The organism is bacterium (assembly GCA_037131655.1).
Lineage (GTDB): Bacteria > Armatimonadota > Fimbriimonadia > Fimbriimonadales > JBAXQP01 > JBAXQP01.
Window position 1 is genome coordinate 1 of the sequence record JBAXQP010000222.1, and the last position, 4,534, is coordinate 4,534.

General features: G+C 46.2%; 4 protein-coding genes. All 4 read right to left on the minus strand.

Annotated elements, in window-relative coordinates; translation table 11 throughout:
- A partial coding sequence (locus WCO51_10005) for a type II secretion system protein (protein MEI6513591.1) occupies nucleotides 1-1,392 on the minus strand: 1,392 nt, incomplete at its 3' end.
- A gap of 11 nt (nucleotides 1,393-1,403) precedes the next feature.
- Nucleotides 1,404-3,194: a hypothetical protein gene (locus WCO51_10010; GenBank protein MEI6513592.1), complete on the minus strand. Its 1,791-nt coding sequence runs from the start codon at nucleotides 3,192-3,194 to the stop codon at nucleotides 1,404-1,406.
- A 109-nt stretch (nucleotides 3,195-3,303) separates the two neighbouring features.
- Nucleotides 3,304-4,074 carry a prepilin-type N-terminal cleavage/methylation domain-containing protein gene (locus WCO51_10015; protein MEI6513593.1) on the minus strand — a complete coding sequence of 257 codons (771 nt, stop codon included), beginning with the start codon at nucleotides 4,072-4,074 and terminating at the stop codon, nucleotides 3,304-3,306.
- Nucleotides 4,075-4,207: 133 nt separating this feature from the next.
- On the minus strand, nucleotides 4,208-4,534 hold a 327-nt coding region (locus WCO51_10020; GenBank protein MEI6513594.1), incomplete at its 5' end, for a hypothetical protein.

Sequence of the window (4,534 nt, forward strand, 5' to 3'; positions counted from 1 at the left end):
TAAATTGTTATTTGGAATACCGGTCAACACTGGAATAGTGGGAGGCCCTACATCGAATGTAAACGGTTGTGCAGCATTTGCCGGCATCAGCACATCATGCGGAAAAGCCGTCATGACCACGCCTGCTTTTGTATCAACACTGAAGGGGGTCACATCGAAATCCGTAGCATCAGCTAAGAGTGCGCCGTTAAAGGTAGGAGATCCTGCCCGAACGGATGCCATATAGGCGGTAACATCAAATTGAGGAGTTCCATCCGGCAACTGATTTGGCCCAAAATGGCGAATCGTCATATGGCCTGTGTTGTAATCCAAGCTGTAACGATAATAGTCTGGTTGAGCGATAGTTGAAGGGGTCCTATACAGTGTCACCGATGATGTCAACGTCCATCCCGGATGTTGTGAATTATATTGTGTCGGCGCAACACCGGTCGCTTCGTCCGCAGAGAGAAATTGAGAATTAGCAGGATCCAACGCAGGAGCAAAAGAAGGCGTCACATCGACCACTTCAATACCCTGAGACTGAGCGCGAGCCGCCAATGCCGGTTCATTTGAAATCGTTTGCGGTGTAAAAGAAACCAGCGGAATAACCTTTGGCAGATCGTTCTGAGGATTACCATCCGTGTCAGCTTCATAAATAATCCCACGGTCACCGCGTTTCTCCCTAAGAACCTGAATCAAGTCCGTATTACTTAGTTCAACCACAACATGACTGGCAGCTCTCCAGGCAGCGGCATGAGTCCCATAGAAGAAATTGGGATCGTTCAGGATCGGCTGACCATTGGCATCGAGATCGAACAAGTCCGTATTCGGTTTCATGGTATTCGTATTAGGGTCTAAACTAGCCGTTCGCACTTCAGCCCGATAGAGCACATACATGTTATCGCTCTGTGTCTGAAGTCCGCGTGGGTCTTCATAAGTATTGACATAAGAAGTGATGGATCTACTTGTCTTCGCATCATAATTCTTCTGAAGCCCAATAAAGTAACGAATGAAGACTACTCCAGGCCGAAGGGGAAGGTTCAGCGAACCCATTTCTTTTTGAGTCGTTGGGTCGAGCCGATTGCCGGTATCACCCTGGCCGGGTGGAACGAAGTCGATTTTTGCATATTGCAAAGGAACCGGAACGATGTCGCCATTTCTGTTCTTAACGTAGATATTGACAGGACTATCAAGTGTGGAGTTATCAAAAACAAAAACGGCGTTCGAAAGCTCACGCGAAATTGTTTCCAAAACAAGACGCGCAGTATTCTGCGCTTCAATGGCAGTCTGTGCCTGTGCAGTGTATTTAAATCCTAGGATGATAGGCCCTAATAACAGCCCCATCATAATGGTAGTGATCGCAACTACTACCAGTATCTCAATTAGCGTGAACGCTTGTATTCGCTTCACCATACGCTCCATTCTTATTGCACGTCTTCGGTGCGCGATAATACACCATCCGCATCGTATTTATTCCAAGATTTCGTTGCAGGCTTCCAGATAACCCGCACTTTGATTGAGATGCCTTCAACCCCTCGAACGGCAAATCCAGTCACCCAATCAAAGCTCATAGCATCAGCATAAGCATCTTTAATGTCGATATAAGAGCAAACAATCCCACCGATAGTCTCAAACCCTTGAATCAAAAACGTATCGTTACTACCCCTGTTCGTTGCGCCATTGGCTTTATAGTAATAGTCACGCACAGTCACCTGCTTGCCAACATCACATCTTGGGAAATAGATACGTGTGGCGTTGCCTGTATTGGCATTTGATCCGCCAATGTAGCATTGGCCAACTTGTAGGGGGAGAGCAGGTCTTATTGAATAATGTGCATCAGCCTTCTGAACCTGCATTGCCCAATTATTCATCGTTGAATAAAGAATTCGTAAGGTTCGGCCACCCGGTTTAAAATTCCCTACTTCCTTAAATTGAACGGTGCCACTCTTATAATCCATCTCGTAACAGGCAGGGTCGACAATATCACCGTTTGCGGTATCAAGGACGATAACATCTTTGTTTGTAAAAGCATTAGTAATCGAATCAAGCCCCGGCGCAAGGCCTAAGTATTTGAGGTTATCGTTATCAAGCTCACCGATATGCTTGATATCCCCCAAACTTAGCTCGACACGATTGACCTTATCATCCGGTACCCGGCGGTCTTCATGAAGAATGTGCCAGTCGAGGACATCGTAATCGATATTTGCGACCAACGAGGTCATATTGTGCCAACCACTTGGAACTTTGTAACCAAACCCGCTTGGATTAAAGATAACACGCCAAGGGTTGTTCTTATCGACTTTGACTTCATATGGCCAATTAGCTGTAAAGTTCGGGTCCCCTGAATCCTGATTGAGCACTTTAAACGCATAGGCTACTTTGACGGTCCCCTCAACAATGCCTTTGTAATTACTCTGATCAGCAGTGGGCACGAGATTATCTTTAAAGGAAATCCAGTTTTTCGTCGGGTCAGGGTCTGCTTGTCCGACTTCCACTTGGGTGCTGACCACGTATCGTTGTTCCCAATTGCCGCCGTTTAAATACCAATAGGCAAATGACACACGATAGGGGATTTTGCCATCAGGATAATTGGCGATTGAAAGATTGGAGGGTGGCGGCGGTAACAAGATTGCTGCATCCGTACCTCCATCATTATAGTCAACACCAAATGACCAATAGGAAACGGAGCCTTCAGTTGAGCTATCCATCTCATGCGCAAAAAGTGGATTTCCGTAAACGATTAATTGCCCTTCATTTCCCGGCACAAAAGGCGAAAAGTTAATTAAGTACAAACCGCCGGACTTGCCATCAGACATCACTTGCGGGGCAGGGATAAGCACTCGTTCACCGACTACCCGCCTGATACGGTTGACATCGGAGATATAGCGAGGATCAACCCCCGAACCAACGGGGACAAGACCGGGCTTCAGATCATCAGGGGAAGTATCGGGATCGGAGAGAATAATTAGATCGCCGCTCGCATTATAATCATACTTAACGGCGTAAATCGCGTCCGGCAAGTTGGCTGAATGCTCTTTTAGCCGTTCCATTTCAGCGGAAGATATGCGCGCAGCACGAGTATAATCGCCTTGGTTCTTTATAGCTAAAAAGCCGGTCGGGAATATACGGATAACCGCCATAATCCCTATCAGCATTACTACCATAACCGTGAGAACCTCTATCAAGGAGGTACCTGTTTGTACGTGTCTTCGCATGCTCTTCATTATCCTGCCTGAATTCAGTATCGTTTGTTTAGCTGACGATTCACCCAGTGTTATTGTTCCCATGTCATCGCCATACAGACATTCAGCAAAGCCCCTATCCCTAAGGTGATGGCCTGTAAGCCCATCCGTACTGCGCTATCACTCTCTGATCTTCCAGCTTTACGGATCCATTCAGATAAAGAACGATCGCGTTTTTGCCCGATTCAGGAAGCCCTGCATTCTGTCCTGTACTATAGTGGTAGCTGTCCCAAGTTACGATTGCGCTCTCATCCGGAACTTTATAACCCAACTGCCTCAAATCATCACTACCTTTGTCGGTTATAGTATCATCCAATCCCATGGTTGTCCAGAACAAAGTGTAATGCTCTTCAAATCGGTTGGATATCTTGTTGAAGCCCATATCGAAACTATCGAAAACGTATAGCTCAGAGTTAACGCCATCGTGCTGAAAAGGTTGACCCGCTTTAGTATTAATTGGTCCGCTCAACGTCGAGCCTGCAGGCCATACAAATAAAGGCCAAACAGGGATCACTGTTGTAACGCTATCCAACTTATAACGATTAGCGCATCGGAAGATGCCAATATCTAAACTCGAGCCTCTGGTAACAAGAAAGCCATTTTTCATCTGCTCAACCGGAACAACGGCTGCGTTAAATCTCTCAACATAACCCAACAATTGCGGAGGATATCCGCCTTCGCTGAGTTTGTAAGATTTTAGAGCAGTAGAAAGGCTGGCTAGATTAGATTGACAGCTTGCACGCCGCGCTTTCTCACGGACCATGCCGGTTACCGGCAGAATAATTGCGGCCAAAATGGTGATGATCGCAATTACAGTCAAAACTTCTATGAGTGTCATTCCTCGGTTCTTCATGTTCAAAGCCCCTCCGCATCATTGCAGCGTTCGAATGTTGGACTACCCAACGCGCAAGTTTGTTCCCTCGATTCTTATTAATACTACCCCAGAAACTTACCGGAAGTAGAGCTAAGGATAGCCTTTCGGATTACTACGATAAACCTGCCCACGCTAAATAAGCCTTATACCAACCGACCACTGTTCCTCCAAAATAGATGACGACTAACACGCCACATACTAAAGACGGTCCAAAGGGAATAGTGGTAATCGTGGGTTTGAAATCTTCTTCCTCTTCGGGCGGATTAGTTGCTTCAGCTAAAGCTTCTTCAAAATTGAAGTCAGGCGGGAGATCTCCGGTTACCCGTGAAAGGGTTACATAAAACTTAAGTTGAGTTCGTTTTGGTAGAAATAGTACGAATATATCCAACCAGAATAAATAGACCAGCGTATGGAGCAACAGTGAGGAGATGGTTTCGGG